Here is a 24623-nt window from a genome sequence, read left to right on the forward strand (position 1 = left end):
TGGCGCTGCGCGATCCCCTGTGGGAGCGGGCGTGCCCGCGAAGGGTCGCAAAGCGGCCCCAAATTACTTAACTGACTGGCATTAACCTCAGGTCGGCTTTTTCATTGGGGCCGGGCCTTTCTATTTCTTCTGTTTCGGCACACGCACCAGCTGACTTTCGGAATAGATGTCATGCCAGCCCCGCTTGCGTTTGTCGATCAGCGCCCAGAAGAAACCCAGCCCCAGGCACAACCACGACGCGATCGACACCACAAAGCGCAGCAGTGCCTGCCACAGGCTGATCGCCGAACCGTCTGCGTTCTGTACCCGCACGCCCCATACCTGCATGCCCAGCGTCTGCCCGCCGTGGGTCCAGAACTTGGCGAAAAAGCCGAACAAGGCGAACAGCAGAACCGTGGACAGCAACGGGTCGCCGTCCAGTGCGCCTGCCTCGGTCAGCTCGCGCATGCGGGCTTCGCCAATGATCGCCATCTGGATCATCTTATAGGCCCCAGCGGTCACGATCAGCAGTGCAGTGCACAACAGGAAGTCGTAGAACATCGCCGCCAGGCGTCGGCCCAGGCCGACCGGCGGAAAATCACCCTGGGGTGTGAGCAAAGGCTTGGACATGCAAAACGGCTCCAGAAGATGAAGCCGCTATTCTACGGGCAAAAAAAAGCCCCTGCACTTGGCAGGGGCTTTTGCAGTCGGGTTCGGCTTAGCCTGCAACCTGGACTTTGTCCGCTTGCATGCCTTTCTGGCCCTGCACGGCCTCGAAAGTGACCTTTTGGCCTTCTTTCAGGCTCTTGAAGCCGTTGCCTTCGATTGCGCGGAAGTGCACGAACAGATCCGGACCGCTTTCTGGGGTGATGAAACCGTAACCTTTTTCGTCATTGAACCACTTGACGGTACCGTTCTGACGTTCAGCCATTGTCTTATTTCCTATGGAGCTCAAATTTTGATGACAGTTACTTTCGCACTTTGTGTAAGCGAAAGATTACTGGGCTGGGTTGCAGGAAAGTAAGAGACGTCGAACGGGTTGTAGCAACTCTCGGCTACTGGCCCAGGTCACGAACCATTGCGACCCATGCAAACACAGTGGAACGACTCTACGCCAACTCCCGAGCGAAAAACAAGCCCTCGGCCATGCGGAATAACGGGCCTTTTTTCACGTACCGATCACCGTCGTGCAAACGGCATGGTGGCTGGCCTGGCGCCATGTTCAAAAGTTACCGGGCAGGTTTCGGAAACGAATATGCCACGCCTGCCCGCCACCTTCACAAAGCTCATTCACCCACGGTAGTAACGTTGCGCCACGAATGGCATTTTGCTGACTTTCAAGGCCACCTTCTTGCCCCGCACCACGGCAAATAGCGCGGTGTCGATTGCCGCATGTTCACTATCGATATAACCCATTGCAACGGGCGCCCCAACTGTCGGGCCAAAACCGCCGCTGGACACTTTGCCAACCGGTTTATCGTTGGCGTCGACAATGTCCGCGCCTTCGCGTACAGGCGTGCGCTCTTGCGGCAACAGGCCGACGCGTTTGCGTGCCACACCGTCGCGCTGCTGGATAAAGATGGCCTCGGCGCCCGGGAACCCACCCGCACGCTGGCCGTCGGCGCGGCGCACCTTGGAAATCGCCCACAGCAAACTGGCCTCGACTGGGGTGGTTTCGCTGTTCATGTCGTGGCCATACAGGCACAGGCCGGCTTCCAGGCGCAGCGAATCACGGGCACCCAGCCCGATCGGCTGTACTTCCGGTTCGGCCAGCAGGCGGCGGGCCAAGGCTTCGGCGGCGCCGGCCGGCACCGAGATCTCGTAGCCATCTTCGCCGGTGTAGCCCGAGCGGCTGACGAAGCAGTCTTCGCCCAGCAGTTTTACCTCCCGCAACTGCATGAAGGTCATATTGGCCACTTCCGGCGCCAGCCGCGCGAGTACATGCGCTGCCGCCGGGCCCTGCAGGGCCAGCAGCGCACGCGCTTCGAACTGCGGCTGCACCTCGCAGTGGGTCCCGATGTGCGCTTGCAGGTGAGCCAGGTCCTGCGCCTTGCAGGCGGCGTTGACCACCAGGAATAGCTTGTCGTCGCCCAGGTTGGCAACCATCAGGTCGTCAAGAATACCGCCTTGGGCATCGGTGAACATGGCGTAGCGCTGCATGCCCACCGGCAGGTCAATGATGTCTACCGGCACCAGGCTTTCAAGGGCTTTGGCAGCGTTGGCACCGTGCAGGATGATCTGGCCCATGTGCGACACATCGAACAGGCCGGCCTGTTCACGGGTATGCAGGTGCTCCTTGAGGACGCCCAGCGGGTACTGCACCGGCATGTCATAGCCCGCGAACGGCACCATGCGCGCCCCCAGCTCCAGGTGCAAGGCATGCAGTGGGGTCTTGAGCAGTGTTTCGGACATCGGTGACTCCTTGCTTTCGTTAGTGGGTCAACACTCGATGATGTTGACGGCCAGGCCGCCACGGGCGGTCTCTTTGTATTTGCTTTTCATGTCGGCGCCGGTCTGGCGCATGGTGCGGATGACCTTGTCGAGCGACACGTAGTGCTGCCCGTCACCGCGCAAGGCCATGCGCACCGCATTGATCGCCTTTACCGAGCCCATGGCGTTGCGCTCGATGCAGGGCACCTGGACCAGCCCGCCAATGGGGTCGCAGGTCAGCCCCAGGTTATGTTCCATGCCGATTTCGGCGGCGTTCTCCACTTGCTGCACACTGCCGCCCATGACCTCGCACAGCGCCCCGGCAGCCATCGAGCAGGCCACCCCGACTTCGCCCTGGCAGCCCACCTCGGCCCCGGAGATCGAGGCGTTTTCCTTGTACAGGATGCCGATGGCCGCAGCCGTGAGCAGAAAACGCACCACCCCGTCTTCGCTGGCACCGGGCACGAAGCGCATGTAGTAGTGCAGTACCGCGGGGACGATACCGGCGGCGCCATTGGTGGGCGCGGTGACCACCCGCCCGCCATAGGCGTTTTCCTCATTCACCGCCAGCGCATACAGATTCACCCAGTCCAGTACCGACAGGGCATCGCGCAGGCTGGCCTCCGGGTGCCGGCTGAGCTGGCGGTACAGTGCCGGTGCCCGGCGCTTGACCTTGAGCCCACCCGGCAGAATGCCCTCATGCTGGCAGCCGGCTTCTACGCAGTCCTGCATCACTTGCCAGATGCGCAGCAGCCCGGCGCGGGTTTGTGCCTCTGGGCGCCAGGCCTGCTCGTTGGCCAGCATCACCTGGCTGACCGCCAGGTCGTGCGTGGTGCAGTGGCCGAGCAGCTGTTTGGCGGTGGTGAACGGGTAGGCCAGGGCGGTGCTGTCCTCGACAATGCGGTCTTGGCCGGCGGCGGCTTCGTCAACCACGAAGCCGCCGCCCACCGAGTAGTACTCGCGGCTGCGGATCTGCAGGCCGGCGTTGTCGAATGCGCGGAAGATCATGCCGTTGGGGTGGTAGTCCAGTGGCTTGCGGATCATTGCCAGGTGCTGCTTTTCATTGAAGGCAATGGTGTGCTCGCCCAGCAGCTTGAGCTTGCCACTGCTGCGGATGGCCTGCAGGCGGGCGGGGATGCTGTCGGTATCGAGGGTGTCCGGCTGTTCGCCTTCAAGGCCGAGCAACACGGCCTTGTCACTGCCGTGGCCTTTGCCGGTGGCACCCAGTGAGCCATACAGCTCGGCCTTGACGCTGGCCGTTTTGGCCAGCAGGCCATCACGGCGCAGCCCTTCGGCAAACCGCGCAGCGGCGCGCATCGGGCCGACGGTGTGGGAACTGGAGGGGCCGATGCCGATCTTGAACAGGTCGAAGACGCTCAAAGCCATTGCTCGTTCCCTCCAGAAAGAAAAGGCGAGTGCTGCGCACTCGATCGCCGGCAAGCCAGCTCCCACAGGTACGACGTTCCCGTGAGAGCAGGCTTCTTACAGGTGCAGCACAACCCTTGCAGGCAGTGGAGCCCTTGTGGGAGCCAGCGAGCCGGATCAGGCGTCCTGATAGCTCTCGATCGACGGGCAGGCGCACACCAGGTTACGGTCGCCGAATACGTTGTCGACGCGGCCGACCGGTGGCCAGTACTTGCCTTCCACCAGGCCAGGCAGCGGGTACACCGCCTGCTCGCGGCTGTAACCGTGGGCCCATTCGCCAACCAGCTCGGCCGCGGTATGCGGGGCGTTTTTCAGCGGGTTGTCGTCTTTGTCCAGGCTACCGTCCTCGACCGCGCGGATTTCTGCACGGATCTGGATCATGGCGTTGCAGAAGCGGTCCAGTTCTTCCTTGGACTCGCTTTCGGTCGGTTCGATCATCAGCGTGCCGGCCACCGGGAAGGACATGGTTGGGGCGTGGAAGCCGAAGTCGATCAGGCGCTTGGCCACATCGTCGACGCTGATGCCGCTGGTGTCCTTCAGTGGGCGCAGGTCGAGGATGCATTCGTGTGCCACCAGGCCATTGCCGCCGCTATACAGGACAGGATAGTGCTCTTCCAGGCGGCGGGCGATGTAGTTGGCGTTGAGGATTGCCATCTGCGACGCACGCTTGAGGCCGGCACCGCCCATCATGCGGATGTACATCCAGGTGATCGGCAGAATGCTGGCGCTGCCGAACGGCGCGGCGCACACCGCACCCTGGGTGTTTTGCAACTGCGCATGGCCGGGCAGGAACGGCGCCAGGTGCGACTTGACGCCAATCGGGCCCACCCCCGGGCCGCCGCCACCGTGCGGAATGCAGAAGGTCTTGTGCAGGTTCAGGTGCGACACGTCGCCGCCGAACTTGCCCGGCGCGCACAGGCCGACCATGGCGTTCATGTTGGCGCCGTCGATGTACACCTGGCCACCGTTGTCGTGAATGATCGCGCAGATTTCGCCGATCGCTTCTTCAAACACGCCGTGGGTCGATGGGTAGGTGATCATGATCGCGGCCAGGCGCTCGCGGTGTTCGATGGCTTTGGCGCGCAGGTCCTCGACATCGACGTTGCCGCGGGCGTCACAGGCGGTAACCACCACACGCATGCCGGCCATGTTGGCGGTAGCGGGGTTGGTGCCGTGGGCAGACGAGGGGATCAGGCAGATGTCACGGTGACTTTCGCCACGGCTGCGGTGGTAGGCACGAATGGCCAGCAACCCGGCGTACTCGCCCTGCGAACCGGCGTTGGGCTGCAGCGACACGGCATCATAGCCGGTAGCAGCGCACAACATTTCTTCCAGCTCGGTGGTCATCTGCAGGTAGCCCTGGCTTTGCTCGGCCGGCGCAAAGGGGTGCAGGTTGCCGAACTCGGCCCAAGTCACCGGGATCATTTCGCTGGCTGCGTTCAGCTTCATGGTGCAGGAGCCCAGCGGGATCATGCTGCGGTCCAGCGCCAGGTCCTTGTCGGCCAGGCGGCGCAGGTAGCGCATCAGTTCGGTTTCGCTGTGATAGCGGTTGAATACCGGGTGTTCGAGGATGGCCGATTGGCGCAGCAGGGCAGCGGGCAGTAGCGAACCGGTGCTGGCGGCCAGCGCGGCGAAGTCAGGCAGGGGCTGGTTGCCGGCGAACAGTTGCCACAGGGCCTGCACGTCAGCCTGGGTGCTGGTCTCGTCCAGCGACAGGCCTAGGTGGGCGGCGTCGACCTGGCGCAGGTTGATACCTTGGGCGCGGGCCTGCTCATGCAGGCTGGCAGTGGCGGTGCCGGTGGCCAGGGTCAAGGTATCGAAAGCTGTTTTACCGACCACTTGCAGGCCCAGGCTGTTCAGGCCGGCTGCAAGAACCGCGGTCAGCGCGTGGGTGCGCTCAGCGATGCGCTTGAGGCCGGCCGGGCCGTGGTACACGGCGTACATGCTGGCGATATTGGCCAGCAGCACCTGGGCGGTGCAAATGTTGCTGGTGGCCTTCTCGCGGCGGATGTGCTGCTCGCGGGTTTGCATGGCCAGGCGCAGGGCGGTCTTGCCGAAGCGATCGATCGACACGCCGACCAGCCGGCCTGGCATGTCGCGCTTGAAGGCGTCACGGGTGGCGAAGTAGGCCGCGTGTGGGCCGCCGAAGCCCAGGGGCACGCCAAAACGCTGGGCGCTGCCGATGGCCACGTCGGCATCGAACTGACCCGGTGGGGTCAGCAGGGTCAGGGCCAGCAGGTCGGCTGCCACGGCGACCAGCGCGTTGGCGGCATGGAAGCGCTGCACCACTTCACGGTAGTCGAACACCTCGCCATTGCTGGCCGGGTATTGCAGCAGCGCGCCGAAGAAGGCACTGGCATCGCCCAGCTCGCGTTCGTCGCCGACCACCACGTCGATGCCCAACGGCTCGGCGCGGGTGCGTAGTACGTCCAGGGTTTGCGGGTGGCAGTGCACCGACGCGAAGAAGCTGTGGCTGGTCTTGTTCTTCGACAGGCGCTTGCAGAAGGTCATGGCCTCGGCTGCGGCGGTCGCTTCGTCGAGCAGCGAAGCGTTGGCGATCGGCAGGCCGGTGAGGTCGCTGATCAGGGTCTGGAAGTTCAGCAACGCTTCCAGGCGGCCCTGGGAGATTTCCGGCTGGTAGGGCGTGTAGGCGGTGTACCAGGCCGGGTTTTCCAGCAGGTTGCGCAGGATGGGGGCCGGGGTGTGGGTGTTGTAGTAGCCCTGGCCGATGAAGCTCTTGAACAGCTGGTTCTTGCCGGCGATGGCCTTGAGTGCTGCCAGCGCGTCGGCTTCACTCTGGCCGTCGTGCGCGCCGAGCACGCTGGTGCCCTTGATGCTGTCGGGGATGACCGCCGCGGTCATGGCGTCCAGCGATTCGAAACCGAGTGCGGCGAGCATGGCCTGCTCGTCGGCGGTGCGCGGGCCGATGTGTCGGGCGATGAATTCGTTGGCGGTGCTGAGGTTGATGGTCATGGCGCAGTCCTCAGGCTTCGGCGTTGGCTTTGATCAGGCGGTCATAGGCGTCCTGGTCGAGCAGGGCGCTGACTTCGCTCATGTTGGCCGGGGTGAAGCGGAAGAACCAGCCTTCGCCCATGGGGTCATCGTTGACCAGCTCCGGGCTTGACTCGAGCTGTGCGTTGACTTCAAGCACCTCGCCGGTCAGGGGCATGTACACGCCGCTGGCAGCTTTCACCGACTCGACGGTGGATGCTTCGCTGCCTTTCTCGTACTGCTGCAACTCGGGCAGTTGCACGAACACCACATCGCCAAGGGCGTTCTGGGCGAAGGCGGTGATGCCAACGGTGACACTGCCATCGGCTTCGACGCGCAGCCATTCGTGATCTTCGGTGAAACGCAACTCGCTCATGCGGAATCCTCGGCGTTGGGCGCGGTGTGCCCGCGCTCTTGGGTCGGGATTCCCATAGCAATAATGCGGCCAATTTCAAAAAAAGCTTATAAAACAATAAGTTAAATTATTACTGAGGGGCTCGATTTTTGGTGGTGGAACGAAAACGCTACATTGCACGCGGGGTGAAAAAGCGTTTCTCTATCAAACCCTTGTATAACCGCATGCGTACACCACTGTAGCGTTTTAGATACGCTGTAATCAAAGCGTTACAGTGCCGCGGCGCCTGTTTGGCACGTTACTGCCAACCCCTAGTCGGGCGACGCCACAGGCACGGTAAAAGGCATCAACCCGCCATGAACAGCGGCAGTGCCAGATAGAGTTTGATCACGATGACATTGATGATGTCGATGAAGAACGCCCCCACCATCGGCACCACCAGAAAGGCAATGTTCGAAGCGCCGTAGCGCTGGGTCACTGCCTGCATGTTGGCAATGGCAGTGGGCGTGGCCCCCAGGCCAAATCCGCAATGGCCGGCAGCCAATACCGCTGCATCGTAATTGCGACCCATGACACGGAACGTCACGAAAATCGCGAACAGCGCCATGACCAGTGTCTGTGCGGCCAATAATGCGAAGAACGGCAAGGCCAGCGCTGCCAGGTCCCAAAGTTTGAGCGACATCAAGGCAATGGCCAGGAACAGCGACAAGCTGACATTGCCCAGCACCGAAACTTCCCGTTCGAACACACGGTAAAAGCCGAATGCGCAAAGCCCATTGCGCAGCAATACACCCACGAACAGCACACACACAAAGGTCGGCAGTTCGAATGCAGTGCCTTTGAGTGCGCCATTGAGCAAAGAACCGGCAAGCAGGCTTACCGCAATCAGCGCCAGTGTTTCTACAAATGAAAACGATGTTATCAGGCGCTCTTTGTCAGGCCGCTCGAAACCCTGGGGCAGTTGCGGCAGTTCCTCATTGGCCCCCGGCGTTTTCACCCGCTTGATCAGCAGCCGGGCAACTGGCCCGCCGATCAGGCCGCCCAGCACCAGCCCGAAGGTGGCCGAGGCCATTGCCAGTTCCGCAGCCGAGGCCAGGCCGAACTTTTCGCTGAACGTGGCGCCCCAGGCGGCGCCGGTACCGTGGCCGCCGGACAGGGTGATCGAACCGGCCAGCAGGCCCATCAATGGGTCCAGCCCCAATGCCGAGGCCAGGCCGATGCCCATGGCGTTCTGCACCAGCAACAGGCTGGTGACCACCAGCAGGAAGACCACCACCACACGCCCGCCTTTTTTCAAGCTGGCAAAGTCTGCGCTCAAGCCGATGGTGGCGAAGAAGGCCAGCATCAAGGGTGTTTGCAGTGAGGTATCGAACTGCACCTGCACATCGAAACTGCGCAACGCCAGCAGGGCAAAGGCGACGACCAGGCCACCGGCAACGGGTTCCGGAATATTGTAGACGCGCAACAAACCAATCCGTGCAACCAGCCCGCGCCCCAATAACAGGACGAGAGAGGCGGCTACAAGTGTCCCGTAAAAATCGAGTTCAAACATCAGGTGCTCTCGTTATATCCAGTAGCGAACCACACTCCGCACTTAGGCGGAGCAGTGGGGTGACAAGTGGCAATACACTGTCACCATTCTACGAGGCATATGTGGGAGAGTATCTTTCACTGGCGTAGGAAAGGTCTGAACAACTAGCGGGTTATTGCAACGATTATCAGCCCTTGCCGGGTATTCCATATTTCCGCAGGCGCTGGGCAATGGCGGTGTGCGAAGTGTGCAAGCGCGCAGCCAGTTGCCGGGTGGAGGGGTAGCTGGCGTACAGACGTTGCAGCAGCTCACGCTCGAAATCGCCCACGGCTTGTTCCAGGCTGGCCACTTCGCCATCTTGCCCGCGCGCCACCGAGGTGCCGGCGATGTCCAGGTCACCGATGTCCACCAGGTTGCTTTCGCAGATGGCCGCCGCACGGAAAATCACGTTCTGCAGCTGGCGCACGTTGCCCGGCCACGGGTTGGCCAGCAGCGCCGAATGGGTGGCCGGGGTCAACCGGCAGGCTGGGCGCTGGATCTGCGTGCAGGCCTGCTGCATGAAGAAGTGCGCCAGCATCAGGATGTCTTGGCCGCGGTCGCGCAGGGGCGGTACCTGCAGGTTGAGCACGTTCAGGCGGTAGAACAGGTCTTCGCGGAAGCTGCCTTCGGCCACCATGCGCTCCAGGTCGCGGTGGGTGGCGCTGATGATGCGCACATCAACCTTCACTTCGCGGTCGCCGCCCACCCGGCGGAAGCTGCCATCACTGAGGAAGCGCAGCAGCTTGGCCTGCAGGTACGGTGACATTTCGCCGATTTCATCCAGAAACACGGTGCCTTGGTTGGCCAGCTCCATCAGCCCCGGCTTGCCGCCGCGTTGCGCGCCGGTGAAGGCGCCGGGGGCATAGCCGAACAGCTCGCTCTCGGCCAGGCTCTCGGGCAGGGCGGCGCAGTTCAGCGCCAGGAACGGTGCCGCCTGGCGGCTGCTGATGGCATGGCAGGCGCGGGCCACCAGCTCTTTGCCGGTGCCGGTTTCGCCATGCACCAGCAGCGGCGCGTCGAGTGCGGCAACGCGCATGGCGCGTGCCTTGAGGGTACGGATGGCCGGTGACTCGCCCAGCAGGGCGTCGAAGCCCTCGGCGTGGTCGTGGTGCAGGGCCGACAGGCGTTCGCCCATGCGCGATGGCGGGTAAAGCGTCAGCAGGCCACCGGCGTTGGTAATGGGCATGGCATCGAGCAGCAGGCTGTGGCCGTTCAGTTGCATCTCGCGCATGGGCAGGTGGAAGTTGTTGTCCAGAAGCGCCTGCAGCAGCCCGGCGTCGCCGAACAGCTCGCCCACCGAGCGGCCGGCCGATTCCCGGCCGCACAGCTCGATCAGCGCCGGGTTGGCCAGCAACACCTTGCCGGCGCTGTCCACGGCCAGGACCGGGTCGCTCATCGCTGCCAGCAACGCATCCAGCTGCAGGTGCCGACGTTGTCCGGGAAGGATGTCGACCACGTCCACCGACTGTACCCCGTGCACTTCGAACAGTGCGTCGTGCAGCTCTTCGAGCACCGCGGGGCTGAGCGTCGGGGCGTCGATGTAGACGTTCGGCGGGACCATCTCCACGGCGTCCAGGTTGAGGTTGCGGGCACCGAGCAGGGCTAGCACTTCCTGAGTGATGCCGACGCGGTCGATGAAGCTGACGTGGATGCGCATGGGAACGTAGAGGGTGGTGGCCGGGGAGGGCGGTAGTATGCCTCAACATCGCCGGGGCCGCCTTGCGGCCCATCGCAGGCAAAGGTAGCCGCAGCATCTTTAGCGCCTATGAGATCGAGCGCCGCCCGCGCGGCGCTCGATCTCACAGGCGCTGCATATCTTGTGGCAAACACCTGTCAGCCCTAATGCGATCCCTTTGGGCGCTGGCTTGCCTGCGATGGGCTGCAAGCCAGCCCCAAACTTGTGAAAATCACTCCAGGTGTTCTGGTTTGATCGGGTCGCCCGACTTCACATCCAGTTTTTCGCGAATGTCCGCGAACATATGGTCATAGAGCTGGTGCGGTGAACTCAGGTTCTCGAATTTCTTCGGCGACGGCAGGTACGTTTGCGCCTTGCGGGTCAGCAGCATGAGAAAGCTGGGCAGCGCCTGGTCCTTGGGCAGGAAGAACGCTTCATCGACTGCCTTGCCTTCGATGCTGCCATGCATGCGGAACTGAATGCCTCTACCTTCCTTGGGGTCCGACACTGCCTCGTATTCGATGTTCAGGTCATAGCTGTGGTCATCTTTGTTGAGCGCAGTGCGCTCGATGTGTACATGACCGGGGTGGTACTGGGCCATGGAAAGCTCCTTGGGGAGGTCGAAAATGACGGGCCGCGCAGGCCCGCCCACTGCATTCAACAGTAGCTGATCCCCGGCTTCGCGGTCGTAACACGCGTGCCGGCTGTGCCTTTGACGATTTCCTCGATGTTTTCCAGCGAACTGATCACTGCCACCTTGCCGGTATGGCGAGCAAAATCACAGGCGGCCTGCACCTTCGGCCCCATGGACCCCGCGGCAAAACCCAGCCGTTGCAGTTCGTCGGGGTGCGCTTGGGCGATGGCTTTCTGCGTAGGTTTACCCCAGTCAATGTACGCCGCATCCACGTCGGTGGCGATGATCAGAAGGTCGGCTTCCAGTTGCTCTGCCAGCAGCGCCGAGCACAGGTCCTTGTCGATGACCGCCTCCACCCCTTTGAGTTTGTGGTTTTCATCGTACAGGGTGGGGATGCCGCCGCCGCCCGCGCAAATCACGATGCTGCTTTTTTCCAGCAGCCACTTGATCGGGCGGATTTCAAAGATGCGCTTGGGTTTCGGGCTGGCCACCACGCGGCGGTACTTGTCGCCGTCAGGCTTGACCACCCAGCCTTTCTCCTTGGCCAGGCGCTCGGCCTCGTCCTTGCTGTAGACCGGGCCGATGAACTTGGTCGGGTCCTTGAAGGCCGGATCGTTGGCGTCGACTTCAACCTGGGTCAGCAAGGTCGCGAACGGCACTTCGAAGGCCAGCAGGTTGCCCAGCTCCTGCTCGATCATGTAGCCGATCATGCCCTCGGTCTCGGCACCGAGGACGTCCAGCGGGTAGGCCTCGTCCGGTTTGTAGGAAAGGCCCTGCAACGACAGCAGGCCGACCTGCGGGCCGTTACCGTGGGCGATGACCAGCTCGTTACCGGGGTGGATCTTGGCGATCTGTTCGGCGGCGGTGCGGATATTGGCACGCTGGTTGTCAGCGGTCATGGGTTCGCCGCGGCGCAGCAGGGCGTTGCCGCCCAATGCAACAACGATACGCATGGAGAATGTCCTTTTGAGGTGGGCTTGGGGCTGCAAGCGGCAAGTTGCAAGTTGCAAGTTGCAAGCAGAAGCAGGCCGGTGTGATCAGCTGCTTTCAGCTTTCAGCTTTCAGCTTTCAGCTTTCAGCTTTCAGCTTTCAGCTTTCAGCTTTCAGCTTTCAGCTTGCCGCTTGCCGCTTTCAAAGGTCAGCCAGGGTCGAAACCAGGATCGCCTTGATCGTGTGCATGCGGTTTTCCGCCTGTTCGAAGGCAATGCAAGCGGGCGACTCGAATACGTCGTCGGTCACTTCGATGCCGTTGGCCAAGTCCGGGTACTGTTCGGCAATCTGCTTGCCCACCTTGGTTTCGGAGTTGTGGAACGCCGGCAGGCAATGCATGAACTTGGTGCGTGGGTTGCCAGTGGCCTTCATCAGTTGCGCATTCACCTGGTATGGCTTGAGCAGCTTGATACGCTCGCCCCAGGCCTCGATCGGTTCACCCATCGATACCCATACGTCGGTGTGCACAAAGTCCACGCCCTTGACCGCGGCCAGCGGGTCTTCGGTCAGGGTGATACGCGCGCCACTTTCTTCTGCGTACTGCTTGCAGCGCTCAACCAGGTCCTCATGTGGCCACAGCGCCTTGGGCGCGGCAATGCGCACATCCATGCCGAGCTTGGCGCCGATCAGCAGCAGCGAGTTGCCCATGTTGTTGCGCGCATCGCCCAGGTAGGCGTAGCTGATGTCGTGCAACGGCTTGTCGCTGTGCTCGCGCATGGTCAGTACGTCGGCGATCATCTGGGTCGGGTGATACTCGTCGGTCAGGCCGTTGAACACCGGTACCCCGGCGAACTTGGCCAGCTCCTCGACGATTTCCTGCTTGAAGCCACGGTACTCGATGGCGTCGTACATGCGCCCGAGTACCCGGGCGGTGTCCTTCATGCTTTCCTTGTGGCCGATCTGCGATGAGTTGGGGTCGATATAGGTGACATTGGCGCCCTGGTCGTAGGCCGCCACTTCGAAGGCGCACCGGGTGCGGGTCGAGGTTTTTTCAAAGATCAGGGCAATGTTGTTGCCCTTCAGGTGTTGCTGTTCGGTGCCGGTGTACTTGGCGCGCTTGAGGTCGCGGGACAGGTCCAGCAGGTAGCGCAACTCGCGCGTGGTGTGGTGTTCCAGGCTCAGCAGGTTGCGGTTGTGAATGTTGAACGCCATGACTTTTCTCCTTGGGTATGGTGAACGCACCGGCCGCCGCTGGGTAAGCGCGGCCGGGCTAATGGGCGTTAGTAATCGATGGGGTCACGGATGATCGGGCAGGTCATGCAGTGGCCGCCGCCCCGGCCCCGGCCCAGTTCGCCGGCGCTGATGGTTATGACTTCGATGCCAGCCTTGCGCAGCTGGGTGTTGGTGTAGGTGTTACGGTCGTAGCCGATGACCACGCCTGGTTCGATGGCCACGACGTTGTTGCCGTCATCCCACTGTTCGCGTTCGGCGGCGAAGCTGTTGCCGCCGGTTTCGACCACCCGCAGCTTGATCCCAAGCTGTTCGCCGACCACGTCGATGAACGACTTGTTCACGCGGCGCACGTCCATGCCGTACGGCTTGCTTTCGTCCGGGCGAATGATGAACGGCACGATTTCCTTGACCACTTCCGGGAAGACCGTGACCAGGTCGCGGTCGCAGAAGCTGAACACGGTGTCCAGGTGCATGGCGGCGCGCGACTTGGGCAGGCCGGCAACCACCACTTCCTTGGCCGCACCGTGGGCGAACAGGCTCTGGGCCAGCTGGCCGATGGCCTGGCGCGAGGTGCGCTCGCCCATGCCGATCAGCACCACGCCATTACCGATCGGCATCACGTCGCCACCCTCGAGCGTGGCGTTGCCGTGGTCCTTGTCCGGGTCGCCATACCACACCTGGAAGTCGGCGCTGGTGAACGCCGGGTGGAATTTATAGATGGCGGTGGTCAGCAGCGTTTCCTGGCGCCGTGCTGGCCAGTACATCGGGTTCAACGTGACGCCGCCGTAGATCCAGCAGGTGGTGTCACGGGTGAACTGGGTGTTGGGCAGCGGTGGCAGGATGAAGCTGGAGTGCCCCAGGTAGTCGTTGTACATCTTGACCACTTCGGCGCCTTCGCTCTGCGGCAGGTCCTGGCCGGCCACGCCGCCGATCAGGAACTCGGCCAAGTGCCGCGGTTCGAGACCTTCCAGCCAGCTGCGCACTTCATTGGTCAGGCCCACGCCGACGGTATCGGCGGTGATCTTGCGGTCCAGAATCCACTTCAGCGCTTCAGGTTGCTGCACGATGTCGGTCAGCAGGTTGTGCATTTCCAGCACTTCCACGCCACGCTCCCGCATCTTGGTGACAAAGTCGAAGTGGTCACGCTTGGCCTGGTCGACCCAGATCACATCGTCGAACAGCAGTTCGTCACAGTTGCTCGGCGTCAGGCGCTTGTGCGCCAGGCCCGGTGCGCACACCATGACTTTGCGCAGCTTGCCGGCCTCGGAGTGCACACCGTACTTCTGTTTTTCAGCGGACATGGTTTCATTCCTCCAATGGGACGAAAGCGTGGTCAAAGGGTCAGGAAGCCGTCGTACAGGCCATAGGCTGCCACCAGGGCGCCGATCACCACGGCGGCGAAGATCAGTTTTTCCACGTTGGTGAAGATGGGTTGGCCCACTTCACGCTTGGCCTTGGCGAACAGGATCGCGCCAGGGGCGTACAGCAATGCCGACAGCAGCAGGTATTTCACGCCGCCGGCGTACAGCAACCAGATGGCGTACAGCAGGGCGATAGCGCCGATGATCAGGTCCTTCTTGCGTTCGGCCAGGGCCTGCTCATAGGTTTCGCTGCGCAGGGCCAGCAGGAAGGCGTAGGCCGCCGACCACAGGTAGGGCACCAGAATCATCGAGGTGGCGAGGTAGATCAGCGACAGGTAGGTGCTGCTGGAGAACAGCGTGATCACCAGGAAGACCTGCACCATGGCGTTGGTCAGCCACAGCGCATTGGCCGGTACCTGGTTGGCGTTCTCGCGGCGCAGGAATGCCGGCATGGTGTGGTCCTTGGCGGCGGCGAACATGATTTCGGCGCACAGCAGCACCCACGACAGCAGGGCCCCCAGCAGCGAGATGATCAGGCCGACACTGATCAGTACCGCCCCCCAGTGGCCGACCACATGTTCGAGCACGGCGGCCATTGACGGGTTCTGCAGCTTGGCCAGTTCCGGTTGGGTCATGATGCCCAGCGACAGCACATTGACCAGTACCAGGAACAACAGCACGGTCACGAAGCCGATGACCGTGGCCTTGCCCACGTCGGCGCGCTTTTCGGCGCGTGACGAGAAGATGCTCGCACCCTCGATACCGATGAACACCCACACGGTGACCAGCATCATGTTGCGGACCTGGTTCATCACACTGCCCAGTTCGGGCGTGCCCCGGCCCCAGATGTCGGCGGTGAAGATGTCCAGCTTGAAGGCGAACAGGCAGATCAGGGCGAACAGCACCAGCGGCACCACCTTGGCCACGGTGGTGACCAGGTTGATGAACGCCGCTTCCTTGATGCCGCGCAAGACCAGGAAATGCACCGCCCATAGCAGTAGCGAGGCGCCGATGATGGCGGCTGGCGTGTTGCCCTCGCCAAAGATCGGGAAGAAGTAGCCCAGGGTGCTGAACAGCAGCACGAAGTAGCCGACGTTGCCCAGCCAGGCACTGATCCAGTAGCCCCAGGCCGAAGAAAAGCCCATGTAGTCGCCAAAACCGGCCTTGGCGTAGGCATATACCCCGCCATCGAGGTCAGGTTTGCGGTTGGCCAGGGTCTGGAACACGAAGGCCAGGGTCAGCATGCCCACCGCAGTGATGGCCCAACCGATCAGTACCGCGCCAACCCCTGCGCTGGCCGCCATGTTCTGCGGCAGCGAGAATATGCCGCCGCCAATCATCGAGCCGACCACTAGTGCAACTAATGCACCGAGTTTCAATTTTCCGGATGAATCAGACATTTAACAACTCCTGCCAGGAGAAAGTTGACGACAGCATAAATCCGCCGTCTCAGCCATTCGCTGACGTGGGTCAGGTCATGGTGCCGTGAGGTAGGAAAAAACCTTCACGGTGCTCCTGGAGTGTGCCGACAGCTCAAGCTGCAGGCCTTGCGCGCTGGCACCTCCATGTCATTCTAGAGCAAACGCTCTGTTCAGCCTGCGATGCTTGACGCTAGCCGCTTTCCTGGCTTTCGCAACTTTTTTACGAATTTTTCAAGTTTTATCAATTCCTTCTCCAGTCGCCATCTAGCTGCTAGTTTTTACAGGAACTGTTTATAGATAAAACTGTTATTACCGCAGTTCTGTTTGTGAGCGGGTTCACTATAAGCAAGCGTTTTTATATGGCCTCAAACGCTGTTACATCCGTATGACATTGGGGAAAAAAACGGGGGATACATGAGCGAACCGGGTCAGAAGTTACGCTTGGGCGCGCTTATTGCGTTGGTGGTCGGCTCGATGATCGGCGGCGGCATATTCTCTTTGCCGCAGAACATGGCGGCGCGTGCCGATGTAGGGGCGGTGCTGATCGGCTGGGCCATCACTGCGGTGGGCATGCTGGCCTTGGCCTTCGTGTTCCAGACCCTGGCCAACCGCAAGCCGGAACTGGACTCGGGGGTATATGCCTACGCCAAAGCCGGTTTCGGCGACTATATGGGCTTTTCTTCGGCCTGGGGCTACTGGATCAGCGCCTGGCTGGGCAACGTCGGTTACTTCGTATTGCTGTTCAGCACCCTGGGTTTCTACTTCCCTGTCTTTGGCGAGGGCAACACGCCTGTCGCCATCGGTTGTGCCTCAGTCCTGCTATGGGCGGTGCACTTTCTGGTCTTGCGCGGCATCAAGGAGGCGGCGTTCATCAACCAGGTGACCACCGTGGCCAAAGTGGTGCCCATCCTGATTTTCGTGGTGATTGCCGCATTCGCCTTCCGTGCCGATATCTTCACCCGTGATATCTGGGGGTTGAGCAACCCTCAGTTCGGGGGCGTGCTGGAGCAGGTGCGCAACATGATGCTGGTGACCGTTTTCGTGTTCATCGGCATCGAGGGCGCCAGCGTCTACTCCGGGCGCGCCCAGCGCCGCTCCGATGTGGGCAAGGCCACGGTCATAGGCTTTCTCGGCGTGCTGGCGCTGCTGGTGCTGGTCAACGTGCTGTCCCTCGGGGTGATGACCCAGCCGGAGCTTGCCGGGTTGCAGAACCCTTCGCTGGCGTCGGTGCTGGAGCATATCGTCGGCCCCTGGGGCGCATTGCTGATCAGTATCGGCCTGGCGGTTTCGCTGCTGGGGGCTTTGCTTTCATGGGCTTTACTGTGTGCCGAGATTCTTTACGCCACGGCTCGCGACAAGACCATGCCGCGCTTCCTGGCCAAGGAAAACGCCAACCATGTGCCGGCCAATGCCCTGTGGCTCACCAACTGCATGATCCAGGGTTTCCTGCTGATCACGTTGTTCTCGGCCGGTACCTACACCAGCCTGATCTATCTGGCGTCGTCGATGATCCTGGTGCCTTACCTGTGGTCGGCGGCCTATGCGCTGCTGCTGGCGGTGCGTGGCGAGAGCTACGCCGCGCAGCCACGGCTGCGGCGCAAAGACGTGCTGGTGGCGCTGGTTGCCTTGCTCTACGCCATCTGGCTGCTGTATGCCGGCGGGCTCAAGTACCTGCTGTTGTCGGCGTTGCTGTATGCCCCGGGCGTGATCCTGTTCGCCAGGGCCAAGCATGAGCAGCGGCAACCCCTGTTCACCACGTGGGAAAAGCTGATTTTCGCGGCCGTGCTGGCAGGCGCGGCGCTGGCCGCCTACGCCCTGTACTCAGGGTTGCTGAGCTTGTGACGGGGCTGTGCAGGCGTGCTCCGGGCGTGACCAGATCCACAGGTTGCCCAGGGTCATGCCGGCGATGGCGAGGAATACCGGCCAGTGGTGTTCAAGAAAGGTCAGCATCAGGCCTGCACAGAGCAGCATGCTGAGGGTAGCGCTGACCTTGGCGCGGCGCTGGATCACCTTGCCGTTGCGCCAGTTGTACAGAATCGGCCCGAACAGGCGGTGGTTTTCCAGCCAGGCCGACAACCGTGGCGAACTGCGCGTTGCAGCCCACGCTGCCAGCAGGATGAATTCGGTGGTTGGCAGGCCGGGAATGACGATCGCGACCAGACCCACCCCCAGGCTCACGTAAGCCAGTATTCCATACAGCAGGCGGGCGAGTTTCGAGCGGGCGGGTCGGGTCATGGTCTCACTGCAAAAAACGGTGCGGCCACCGGAAGGGTGGCCGGCTAAGGCGTATCAAACCAGCGCAGCATCTGCAGCATAGGCATGCTTGAGCAGCTCGGTGAAGCGCTCGAATGCCGCTACTGCGCCGCGCTCGGCAGCCGCGTCTTCTTCGGCCGACAGGTCCAGGGCATCCAGGATGCGGGTGAACTGCTTCCAGCCTTCAGCACGGCCACCGGCCGGCTCGCCCAGGTGCCGGGCGCCGAAGCTGTCGGACAGGCCCAGCGCTGCGGCCCGCTTGATCAGAAACGCAGCGCCCAGTTTGGAGCCTTCGGAGACGAAGATCCAGCCCATTGCCTCGCCCAGGCTCGGATTGGCCAAGGCACCCGGCACCGCGGCCGGCACCTGGGTGTCGAGGTCGGCAAGGTCGAGGCGGGCTTGGTCGGCCCGGCAGCGCGCGGCCAGGTCGGGGACGATGGCGATCAGTTGCGGGTCGTTGTACAGGGCCTGCAGCTCGGATTGGAACAGGTACTGGGCGACCACGAAGCGGGCGAAACTTTCGCGGCTGTCGAATGGGGCGTGGGATTTGACCAGGGCATCCAGCTCGGCGTGCGGGGCGTGGGTGATCTGGTTCAGGCGCTGGGAGCGCAAGGCTGGGCGGTCGGTCATGGGGCAGTCCTTGGAAAGAGGGCGTCTAGAGACAAGACGAAGCAGCGGGGGCGGAACAGTAAAAAAACGGGTATGTACAGACGGGTCATTGCGTTGCCTGTGGGATCGGGCGCCGCGCGGGCGGCGCCTGATCCCACAGGCGCTGCAAACCTGAAACCTTCAGATATCCCACACCACATTGATGCCGAAGTTGCGCCCCGGCATGCTCAAACGGTCGATGTTGGCCGGCTGGGTCACAGCCGCTTCACCCTGGCCGTCATAGCTGCGTACCGAGTCCCACTGCCAGTATTTCTTGTCGGTCAGGTTGTACAGCCCGGCGTTGATGGTGACGTCGTCGGTCACCTTGTAGAAACCGGTCAGGTCCAGCACGCCATAGCCTGGCGTGCGGAACTTCGTGCTCGAACCGTCTGGCGAGTAGAAGGTGCTGTCGTCGACCCGGGTCTTGCGCTTGACCAGCGTCCAGCTCAGCAAGCCACCATAGTTGTGCTGCTCGTAACCCAGGCCGAACACGCCTTTGAGCGGGTTGACCGTGTTCAGCGGTTCGCCGGTGTCATCGTTACGGCCATAGGTATAGGCAATCGAGCCCTGGGTATACAGGCCTTGTGGCGCTCCGAAGTGGTCAAGGTTGAGGCGGCCCTTGACCTCGGCGCCCTTGATGGTGGCGTGCTTGATGTTGTTGGCCTGGAAGGTCTGTTCCAGGTTGGCGCTCTGCACGGCGTCTTCGTCGATGAAGTCGCGGTACTTGTTGTAGAACACCGCCACGTCGAAGTTGCCGGCGTCGAAGTTGCCGCGCAGGCCGGTTTCGTAGCCCTTGCTCTTTTCAGGTTCCAGCCCTGGGTTGCCTTCTACCCGGTAGCCTTGGTCTAGATTGACGAATTTCCCGTACATGGACTTGGCGGTCGGCGTGCGGAAGCCCTCAGCGTACTGGCCGTACCAGGTGTAGTGGTCATCGAAGGCGTAGGTCAGGCCGAACTTGGGCGAGACGCGGTGCCACGTCTTGTCCGAGTCGTCCTGGGAGGTGGGCGCGGTGGCGGTGGACTCCAGGCCACGCAGGAACGCCTCGGTGAACTTGGGCTGCATGCGCGTGTAGTCGTAACGGGCGCCTGGCAGGAAGGTCCAGCGGTTCCAGCGGATTTCATCCTGCACGAACAGGCTGTAGGTGTTCACGGTCGGGTCCGGGAAATCACTGACCAGCACCTGGCCGTCGGCCGGGCGCGGCGCGCCGGCGGCAGCGCAACCCGAGCCTACGGCCAGGCAGGTGCCCGTGCCACTGCGCGACCCGGTGATTTTCTCGTGCTTGAGGGTGGTGCCGTAGGTCAGCAAGTGGTCGGTGCTGCCGATGCTGAAGGCTTTGTCCAGCTGGGCATCGAATACCCACTGGCGGTCCTTGTAACGGGTGTCGCGGGTGCGCAGTACCTGGCGGCCAGGTGGCGCATAGATTTCATCGGTGTGCTGGTCGGTCTTGGCGACCTGGTAGTTCAGGCTCCACTTCACCTGGTCAGCGAACAGCGTGTCCAGGCCGAATTCATGGTTGATGCCGAAGCGTTCGCGGGTGATGGTGTCGTTGCCGCTGCGCGCCTTGTAGTAGCCCATGCCACCGAACCCGGGTATGAACGGCCCTCCCGCGGCGCTGAGGATGTTCTGGTCGCGGTCGTCCTTGTAGCGCTCGTAAGTAACGCCCAGGCGGGCGTCGTCAGCGTAGTTCCAGCCTGCCTTGGCCAGCACGTTGGTGGTGCGCACGTCCATCGGGTTGGCTTCGGTACGGGCCAGGCCGGCGCCGCTGTGGTGGCCTTGGGTCTCGGTCTCGTGGCCATTGCGCTGGCTCAGGTGCAGCAGGCCGTCGACATCGCCCTGGCGCCCGGCGACGGTGGCCGAGGTCAGCCAGCTTTCGTCCGCCGAGCTGTAACCGCTTTTCAGGCGTGCGCCAACATCCTTGCCTGGCTTGATGATGTCGTCGGGGTCGAGGGTGAAGTAGCTGACCGCGCCGCCGATGGCATTGCTGCCATACAGCACCGAGGCCGGGCCGCGCAGGATTTCCACGCGCTTGACGATTTCCGGGTCGACATAGTTGCGTTGGGTTTGCGCGTAGGGGCCGTAGAAGAAACTGTCGGGGATCGCCACACCGTCGACCTGGGTGAGAATCCGCTCGCCGTCGATACCGCGGATGTTGTAGCCGTTGAGGCCACTGCGCTGGCCGGTGCCGGCCACCGACACACCCGGTTCGTAACGCACCAGGTCCTGGATGTTGTTGACGTTCTGGCGGTCCAGTTGCGCTCGGGTCTGCACGCTGACCGTGCTCGGCACCTGGCTCACGTCCTGGGCACTGCGGGTGGCGCTGACGGTCACTTGCTGCAGCGCGATCACATTGTTCGCGGCCTGGCGTTCGAGTACCACATTGGCATTGCCGATCCTGCGAAAGCTCAGCCCGGTGCCCTGCAACAGGCGCTTGAGCGCGGCATCTGGCGGCAGCGCACCCTGTACACCGGGTGAGGCCACGCCTTCGGCCAACTCGGCGCTGAAGCCAACCTGCCAACCGGTGACCTGGCTGAAGGCGTTGATGGCCGACACCAGCGGTTGCTGGCCGATGCTGAAGCGGTAATCGCCCATGCGCGGGCTGCTGGCGCGGGCCGGTTCGGCAGCCAGCGCCGGCAGGCTGCAGGCGCCGCTGGCGAGCAATGCCAAGGTCAGCAGCGAAAGCTGCCCGGTACGGCGGGGAAGGGAAGACGAGCGGGTAATACCTGTGTACATCGAAAGCGCTCCCAAACGTGCAGACAGTTATAGGTGTCTGTTCTCGTTTGTTAAACAAGAATCAGTTGCATTGGCTATAACGAGACGGATGGGGGCGCAAAACCGCGTAAAAATAAATGCAAACGCTTTGAACAGGCATGCCGGGCTGCGCGGCGGCGTGGCCGTAGGGGAGGTAAACAGTCAGTTCAGGATGACCAGCGCCGGGTACTCATGCAACTGGGCGGAGGTGATGTGAGCCAGCGCGCGCAGGGTTTCCAGCGGCTGGTCGAGGCGGTAGTTGCCGGTTACGGCAACGTCATCCAGCTGGGTATTGCGGTTGATGATCCAGCCGGGGTAATAGCGCCGGACTTCGGCCAGTACCTGGCTCAGCGGGCAGTTTTCGAACACCAGGCGGCCATCGACCCAGGCCAGGTCCTTGTGCATGTCGGGGCGCTGGCGCTGGCCAATGCCCTGGGGGCCCACACTGATGCTGTCGCCAGCGCTGAGGCGTATGCGCTGGTCACGCGCACCTTGCAGGTCGACATCGCCGCGCTGCACCCGCAGTTGCGCTTCACCGTTGAGGTAGCGCACGGCGAAATCGGTATCGCGTGCTTGCGCGCGCAATGGCCCGGCCTGGACTTCCAGCGGCATCGGCGCGTTCTGCGGCACCTGGAAGTAGGCTTCACCCTGCAGCAGGCGCGCGACCTGACGGCCGCCGCGGCGGTCACTGGCGAACGCCGAATTGGTGTTCAGCAGCACCTTTGCGCCATCGTCCAGTTGCAGGCGCTGGCGTTCGCCGACCACGGTCAGGTGGTCGGCCTGCAGGCGTGTCGGCAGGTTGCCGAAGGTCACCAGCCCAACCAGCAGCACGGCTGCCGCCGCCAACGGCTTCCAGTGGCTGCGCAGGCGCCCGCGCCACGACCGGCGCCGCTGCCGGTGCATCTGCGTGGCCACTTGGTGCAGCGGCGTTCCGTTCCATAGCGCTTCTGCCTCGACGTAGGCTTCGGCGTTTTCAGGTGCTGCGCTCAACCAGGCCTGGAAAGCGAGGGTGTCGTCGGCATCGGCGCCTTGCAGGCGTACCAGCCATTCCAGCGCCTCGTCCATGGCACGCGCACGGGCAGTGGGCCCGGCAGGTGACGGGCGAGGGGCGGGGCTGTCGGTCACGGGGAGTCCTTGCGTGGTTTTTTGCAAATGATCAAGGCTACGGCTTGGTGTGGCAAGGGCTTTACGTTGAGGGGCTGGCCAGCGGCCGGTTCACTTTAGGCGCTCGGCGACGCCCATGCAGATGGCCATGATCAGCTTGAGTTCCTTTTGTACCGTACTGGCCGAAACATGCAGTTGCTCGGCAATTTCCAGGTAGGTAGCGCCATGCAGGCGGCTGAGAATGAAGATGCGCTGCTGGCGCTCGCTCAGCTGGTTCAGGCTGATGCTCAGGTGCTTGAGCAGTTGTTCGGCGTGGGCGGCATCCTCGCTGCTGCTGGCCGGTGCGGCCACGCTGTGCAGCACCTCGTCGGGCACGTCGTCGACCAGCATGCGGGCCTGCACCCGGCGGGCGCGCAGGTGGTCGAGCGCCAGGTTGCGGGCCGTCTGGAACACGAAGGGTTCGATGTGCTCGACAGGCCGCTCGCCCAGGGCGCGCGACACCCGCAAGTAGGTTTCCTGCAGCAGGTCCTCGGCGGTGCTGGGGTTGCCGACCATGCGCTGCAGGGTCCGCAGCAGGGAAAGGCGCTGGAGGAGGAAGACGGCGTTGAACCGGGACTGACTCACGAGAAGACCTGACCGACCAAAAGATAATGATAATGCTTATCATCTATGCGGAAGGTCAAGTCTGGAAATGTTAGGAAAAGGTAAAGTTTGTGAGCGTGCTGGTGGCTGGGGAAGGATTTTCTGTGTATTGGAGACCGAGCGCCGCCTGCGCTGCGCCGGGTCTCACAGGCGCCCCAAGTGCCCTGTCAGGCTCACCGGGCGCTGCACAACGCCAGGCAGTTATCCAGCATGCGGTTGCTGAAGCCCCACTCGTTGTCATACCAGGCCAGCACCTTGAGCATGCGCCCGTTGGCGCGGGTGTGGTTGGCATCGAAGATCGACGACAGCGGGTTGTGGTTGAAATCGCAGGAAACCAATGGCAACGCGTTGTAGCCCAAGACCTTGGAATGCTTGCTCGCCTCGAGGAACAACTGGTTGACCTGCTCGGCGGTGGCCTCGCGCTTGAGGTTCACGGTCAGGTCCACCAGCGACACGTTGATCACCGGCACCCGCACGGCCATACCGGTCAGTTTGCCGGCCAGTTCCGGCAGTACCAGGCCTACCGCCTCGGCCGCGCCGGTCTTGCTGGGGATCATCGACTGGGTTGCCGAGCGCGCGCGGTACGGGTCGCTGTGGTAAACGTCGGTCAGCACCTGGTCGTTGGTATAGGCGTGGATGGTGGTCATCAGGCCTTGCTCGATGCCGAACTCGCGGTGCAGCACCTGGGCGATCGGTGCCAGGCAGTTGGTGGTGCACGAGGCGTTGGAAATGACCTGGTGCGAAGCCCGCAGCACGTCATGGTTGACCCCGTACACCACGGTGGCATCAGCCCCTTTGGCCGGCGCCGAGACAATCACCTTGCCCGCCCCGGCGGCGAGGTGGGCAGCTGCCTTGGCCCGCTCGGTAAACAACCCGGTGCATTCGAACACCACATCGATCGCTTCAGCCTTCCACGGCAGTTCGGCCGGGTTGCGAATGGCACTGACCGCGATACGGTCACCATTGACCGTGAGGCTTTCGTGGTCGGCCTCGACCGTGGCGTCGAAGGTACCGTGCACGCTGTCGTACTTGAGAAGGTGGGCGTTCATGGCGCTGTCGCCCAGGTCGTTGATGGCGACGACCTGCAAGTCCTGGCGGTAGCCTTGGGTATACAGTGCGCGCAGGACGTTGCGGCCGATGCGGCCGAATCCATTGATGGCGATGCGAAGGGTCATGGCAGTACCTCTGGCAGTCCGAGTGAAACCTGTGGCACAAAGGAGCTTC

General features: G+C 62.6%; 20 protein-coding genes. 1 reads left to right on the forward strand and 19 read right to left on the reverse strand.

Annotated elements, in window-relative coordinates; all coding sequences use genetic code 11:
* Positions 1-120: 120 nt before the first annotated feature.
* The 13 genes from GEV39_RS04550 to arcD (GEV39_RS04610) form a co-directional block, all read right to left on the reverse strand.
* Positions 121-609, reverse strand: a complete 489-nt coding sequence (locus GEV39_RS04550; RefSeq protein WP_029886776.1) for an RDD family protein — start codon at positions 607-609, stop codon at positions 121-123.
* Positions 610-697: 88 nt separating this feature from the next.
* The gene (locus GEV39_RS04555) at positions 698-910 is read right to left on the reverse strand and encodes a cold-shock protein (protein ID WP_003257941.1); all 213 of its coding nucleotides are present in this window, start codon (positions 908-910) and stop codon (positions 698-700) included.
* 359 nt (positions 911-1269) lie between these two features.
* On the reverse strand, positions 1270-2391 hold the full coding sequence (gene gcvT, locus GEV39_RS04560; RefSeq protein ID WP_173887699.1) for a glycine cleavage system aminomethyltransferase GcvT: 1122 nt from the start codon (positions 2389-2391) through the stop codon (positions 1270-1272).
* 27 nt (positions 2392-2418) lie between these two features.
* The gene (locus GEV39_RS04565; RefSeq protein ID WP_173887700.1) at positions 2419-3795 is read right to left on the reverse strand and encodes an L-serine ammonia-lyase; all 1377 of its coding nucleotides are present in this window, start codon (positions 3793-3795) and stop codon (positions 2419-2421) included.
* 156 nt (positions 3796-3951) lie between these two features.
* Positions 3952-6807: an aminomethyl-transferring glycine dehydrogenase gene (gene gcvP, locus GEV39_RS04570; protein ID WP_173887701.1), complete on the reverse strand. Its 2856-nt coding sequence runs from the start codon at positions 6805-6807 to the stop codon at positions 3952-3954.
* Positions 6808-6817: 10 nt separating this feature from the next.
* A complete protein-coding gene (gene gcvH / locus GEV39_RS04575) occupies positions 6818-7201 on the reverse strand; it encodes a glycine cleavage system protein GcvH (RefSeq protein WP_173887702.1) in 384 nt (127 codons plus the stop codon).
* Between the two features lie 325 nt (positions 7202-7526).
* Entirely contained in the window at positions 7527-8732 is a 1206-nt protein-coding gene (gene gltS / locus GEV39_RS04580; RefSeq protein WP_173887703.1) for a sodium/glutamate symporter, read from the reverse strand.
* Positions 8733-8898: 166 nt separating this feature from the next.
* The gene (gcsR, locus tag GEV39_RS04585) at positions 8899-10407 is read right to left on the reverse strand and encodes a transcriptional regulator GcsR (RefSeq protein ID WP_047150239.1); all 1509 of its coding nucleotides are present in this window, start codon (positions 10405-10407) and stop codon (positions 8899-8901) included.
* Between the two features lie 250 nt (positions 10408-10657).
* Positions 10658-11026: a DUF5064 family protein gene (locus GEV39_RS04590; RefSeq protein WP_173887704.1), complete on the reverse strand. Its 369-nt coding sequence runs from the start codon at positions 11024-11026 to the stop codon at positions 10658-10660.
* A gap of 56 nt (positions 11027-11082) precedes the next feature.
* Positions 11083-12012, reverse strand: coding sequence for a carbamate kinase (gene arcC / locus GEV39_RS04595; RefSeq protein WP_173887705.1), 930 nt, complete (start codon positions 12010-12012; stop codon positions 11083-11085).
* Positions 12013-12190: 178 nt separating this feature from the next.
* Positions 12191-13201, reverse strand: coding sequence for an ornithine carbamoyltransferase (locus GEV39_RS04600; protein ID WP_009683386.1), 1011 nt, complete (start codon positions 13199-13201; stop codon positions 12191-12193).
* A gap of 68 nt (positions 13202-13269) precedes the next feature.
* A complete protein-coding gene (arcA, locus tag GEV39_RS04605; protein ID WP_173887706.1) occupies positions 13270-14523 on the reverse strand; it encodes an arginine deiminase in 1254 nt (417 codons plus the stop codon).
* Between the two features lie 32 nt (positions 14524-14555).
* The gene (gene arcD, locus GEV39_RS04610) at positions 14556-15983 is read right to left on the reverse strand and encodes an arginine-ornithine antiporter (protein ID WP_173887707.1); all 1428 of its coding nucleotides are present in this window, start codon (positions 15981-15983) and stop codon (positions 14556-14558) included.
* A 435-nt stretch (positions 15984-16418) separates the two neighbouring features.
* Here arcD (GEV39_RS04610) and arcD (GEV39_RS04615) point away from each other — a divergent pair, with 435 nt between their 5' ends.
* Positions 16419-17846: an arginine-ornithine antiporter gene (gene arcD / locus GEV39_RS04615; protein WP_173887708.1), complete on the forward strand. Its 1428-nt coding sequence runs from the start codon at positions 16419-16421 to the stop codon at positions 17844-17846.
* Here arcD (GEV39_RS04615) and GEV39_RS04620 read toward each other — a convergent pair.
* From GEV39_RS04620 to gap, 6 genes are all read right to left on the reverse strand, one after another.
* Positions 17826-18239, reverse strand: coding sequence for a YbaN family protein (locus tag GEV39_RS04620; RefSeq protein WP_054890324.1), 414 nt, complete (start codon positions 18237-18239; stop codon positions 17826-17828). The genes arcD (GEV39_RS04615) and GEV39_RS04620 overlap by 21 nt on opposite strands.
* Positions 18240-18293: 54 nt before the next feature.
* Entirely contained in the window at positions 18294-18887 is a 594-nt protein-coding gene (locus GEV39_RS04625; RefSeq protein WP_054881593.1) for a biliverdin-producing heme oxygenase, read from the reverse strand.
* Between the two features lie 159 nt (positions 18888-19046).
* Positions 19047-21635: a TonB-dependent receptor gene (locus tag GEV39_RS04630; protein WP_173887709.1), complete on the reverse strand. Its 2589-nt coding sequence runs from the start codon at positions 21633-21635 to the stop codon at positions 19047-19049.
* Positions 21636-21815: 180 nt separating this feature from the next.
* Positions 21816-22778, reverse strand: a complete 963-nt coding sequence (locus GEV39_RS04635) for a FecR family protein (RefSeq protein WP_173887710.1) — start codon at positions 22776-22778, stop codon at positions 21816-21818.
* A gap of 90 nt (positions 22779-22868) precedes the next feature.
* A complete protein-coding gene (locus GEV39_RS04640) occupies positions 22869-23381 on the reverse strand; it encodes an RNA polymerase sigma factor (protein ID WP_173887711.1) in 513 nt (170 codons plus the stop codon).
* Positions 23382-23572: 191 nt separating this feature from the next.
* Positions 23573-24574: a type I glyceraldehyde-3-phosphate dehydrogenase gene (gene gap / locus GEV39_RS04645; protein WP_173887712.1), complete on the reverse strand. Its 1002-nt coding sequence runs from the start codon at positions 24572-24574 to the stop codon at positions 23573-23575.
* Positions 24575-24623: the final 49 nt, after the last annotated feature.

Origin of the sequence: Pseudomonas sp. NY5710 (genome assembly GCF_013305665.1) — a bacterium.
GTDB lineage: Bacteria > Pseudomonadota > Gammaproteobacteria > Pseudomonadales > Pseudomonadaceae > Aquipseudomonas > Aquipseudomonas juntendi.